The organism is Aeromonas sp. HMWF015, from assembly GCF_963878965.1.
Lineage (GTDB): Bacteria > Pseudomonadota > Gammaproteobacteria > Enterobacterales > Aeromonadaceae > Aeromonas > Aeromonas veronii.
The window spans coordinates 1-3477 of sequence record NZ_CAWNZT010000388.1; the positions used below are offsets into that span (position 1 = coordinate 1).

The 3477-nt window shown below is 53.7% G+C and carries 2 protein-coding genes and 1 pseudogene; all 3 read right to left on the reverse strand.

What is annotated here, in order from left to right:
* Nucleotides 1-2522 (reverse strand): DUF6701 domain-containing protein (locus tag AACS18_RS20035; RefSeq protein WP_258228771.1); only part of this gene is annotated, 2522 nt, incomplete at its 3' end.
* Nucleotides 2522-2947: an MSHA biogenesis protein MshP gene (locus tag AACS18_RS20040; RefSeq protein WP_108613120.1), complete on the reverse strand. Its 426-nt coding sequence runs from the start codon at nucleotides 2945-2947 to the stop codon at nucleotides 2522-2524. The genes AACS18_RS20035 and AACS18_RS20040, both read right to left, overlap by 1 nt.
* A gap of 37 nt (nucleotides 2948-2984) precedes the next feature.
* Nucleotides 2985-3477, reverse strand: a pseudogene (locus AACS18_RS20045) (type II secretion system protein); the annotation flags it as partial.

The following is a 3477-nucleotide window of genomic DNA, read 5'->3' on the forward strand; positions in this document are numbered from 1 at the left end:
GGCAGGGCAAAGTTGGGCGTAGTCTGATTCCCTACGCAGATATCCCCATCATTGGCGGATTCCCAGGCCATCGCCTTGATATCTACCTGGAACGTTTCCCCCGCTTTTTTGAATACCGGACAACTGCTGTCACCTGCCGCGCAGACCCCTTGCGGGGGCGTAATGCACAAACCGACCGGGCGCGCCACAAACTGATCCGCGCCTAGCATCACCAGACCGGCTTCACTGCCGGTGCCATCATAGCTGGCATCCAGTTGCACCTTGCCCGCATCCGGGTACTTAACCGTGATGGTCGACTGCCCCTGATCATTAAATGCGAGGGAGAGCGGTGTTGCAGCCCCCTGACTGGCACCAATCGCACTGCTATTGACGCTCATCTGGCTGTTATAGGGGTTACCGGTGGGGGAGATATAGCTGCTCCAGAACTTGACGCTCTTGGTCTGACTGGCAAACCCCGGCACACACAGCTTGGTCACATCGCTCTTTTTGATCGCCTTGATAGTCACCGTCTGCGGCTGATTGGAATAGGTATCAGGCACATCAAAGAAGAAGCCGCTATCGGCAAAGTTCAGGGTACAGGCTGCGGTACTGGGAGTCCCCGCCCCGGCCTTGCACAAGGTGGAGCTGAATGGCTTGGTCGTCGGAGTCGAACCGGAAACGCCTATGGTCACCGCGGTCGGCGTATTATTGCGCAACTGCACCTTGGTCGAACCGCCGCTAAAGGTCACCGTATTGCCGCCAATCCAACCATTGCTGGCAGAAGTAGGGATAAGACTCAGGGTCGCGGTCACCGGGTCTTGGATAAGTGTGCTACAAGCGGCATCGGCGCACGCCTTGACCGTCACCGTCTCGGGATTACAGGTCAGCGGCTGACCAGAGTAATCAAGCTGAAAGTGGTCAATTTGCACCCCGATGGGATTGGAGCGCAGGGCGCAGATCTGGATATCATCCAGCTCATGATTATTGTTGGCGCCTCCGGTTGACCCTGTAAGCGACAGCAAAAAATCTGCAGGAACCTGCTCCTGCCCAGCGGTCGCCATCGCATCGAATGGCGCAACCAGGGTACTAAATACGGAGCCAGTGTTTCTATCCAGCGAGACCATTGAGCGGCCAGCCACGCGTGAATCAATCCTTAACCGATATAGATGACCGGGCTGGGCCGAAGAAGTACCACGTACATCGACTCGGGGGCTAAGATTGGCCGTCGTGCCTGCCAAATAGCGGTAATTTGAACCTACGCCCCCCCGAATCGCAATCGCTTGAGCACGGAATCCCGGCCCACCGACCTTCCCCTCATTACCATTGGAAAAGTTGCCATATTCATCAAGCCCGACACCAAGCCAGCCACCTGCAAAACCGGGCGTACCATTATCACGCTGAGCATATCCCAATGCGCCACCAAAACTGCCGGGTTGAGGTGTAACGGTCGCATCGGAAAGAATCACCGCCAAGCCATCCCCTCCTGTTCCGGTTTGAGGTGACCAAGCGTAATAGCGGAAAGTAACTTCAACCAAGTTGTTAGCTGCGGGGAATAAACGCTGATAAGTCGCTGAGGTGGCCTGATTGCCAATATTTCGGGTCATCCGTAAGCGACCGCTCTGAATAGATGGCAACTCACTATTATTTCTCTGAGATACAACCCAGTTATCGCCCAGACTTGGTCTCGAAAAATCGTCACTGAAACATTGTGACAATGGGGTATCAGCACTTATATTTATCACTGCATTGTTATACATCAATAAATTGCGAGCACTGACTCGACCATTGATAACAGAACTACCTTCCATTGTTAGCGTTTGATTGCTGTAAACATAGCCATCAACACGACTGCTGCTATTCATAGTTATACTGTTATAGCCAAATAATAGAATAGAACCACCGTTTGCACGTAACAAGCTGGCATTTTCTAGTGATGTAGAGTTATTGACAAATATTCTTACCTGTCCAAGAGCCTCAATGAGGCTACCACTAAATAGATTCAACGAATTTATATAATAATCACCAGCCGGAAGAATGGCCTTGCCACCATTATTGATTGTTAATGTCCGTAGTCGGTATTCACTCTGGCTATCTGAAAAAGTGAGCCTGCAGCCATTATTGAGCGTGAGGTCTCGAAACTGACTTTGCACATTTGAACCAATGAGCAGTGAAGAGTTACAGGTTACGTTACCGCCTGCGTTAGAACTGGTTAAAAATACGTTTTCACCGGTGATGGGCAATGCAAGCTCCCGGGAGCCCGCGATGGAACAACGCCGATCTCCACTATCAACTGTATCGCAACCTCTTTCTGGTAATGGGGAGTTTGAAGAACAAAAATTTAAATCAGCCCCTTGTGTACCATTAATACGAGCATTGCCATATTGTTCCAGACGCCCCCCACTACCGGTTGAGCAGGTACCTCCACCATCACCTCGATGCCCTTGTGCCACCGCGGGAAAAAAGGTTTCACTATCAATCTGCTGAAACGCCCCTGCTGCGCCATTAAATAGCCACACGGCTACGACGATCCATAAATTGCGCATCAGGGAGTTCCTCCATCATAAGCTTCAACCATCAGGGTTCGGCTGACGGCAAAATCAGGGCTGGCACTGTTGAGGTCCGAGTTGCCACAGGTGCCGACACTCTCGAGGCGATAACCATTGGTCACAGATCCGTTGTAGGTCACCGGCACCGTGGCGCAACGAACCACTGCCTGGCAGTTGGTCAGTCCGGGCGTGCTGGCAAAGCTCAGTGGGCTGCTTGCCGGGCAGAGCGCAGGTAGGATCGGTTGGGCAAGCGTGCGCTTGGGGAACAACCGATAGAGCGTTACTTCCAGCCCGCTTTGGGCGGCCAGCAGGGCCCGCACGCTGCGCACCTCCACGGTATTTTTCTCACCACTGTCGACCAGAAAACGGCCCATAGCAGCCGCCAGCAGGGCCATCACCACAATCACAAACAGGGCGATCATCAAGGCACTGCCTCGCATCCGTCCGAAAGCGTGTGGATCAGGGCACATTGAACACCTCTATCTTGTGGTTGAAGGTGACCGACTCCCCCTTGCGCTCGAAGACAAAGCGCATGCCAAACTCCCCTTCGGCGTTAAACGCCGAGGTTTCCCGATAGAAGGTGCCAATACGAAGGGAATCCGCCATCAACACGCCCTGTGCAGGTAAGGATGCTCCAATGGGGGCTGTGGCACGGGTCAGCGTGTTTCCTTCCACACAGTAGCGAACCTGCTGGTTGGCAAAGTAGACCCGGCTGCCGGGAGAGAGGCCAGTCAGACTCTCGGTGCTGGTATAGCGGATGGTTTGCGCTCCGGATACGGGCGTCAGCACATCGGTAACCCTGGCTACACAACGGCCATAATCGCAGCCTGCCGTAAGCGAACCGACATTTTTGTCCGGCACGGGGAAGACGATCAGCTGATCGTCTTTTTTAACGGCGGTGGCATCCACATCCAGCGGATTGGCAGCAGAAGCCGGGGTCGCCATCACCAGC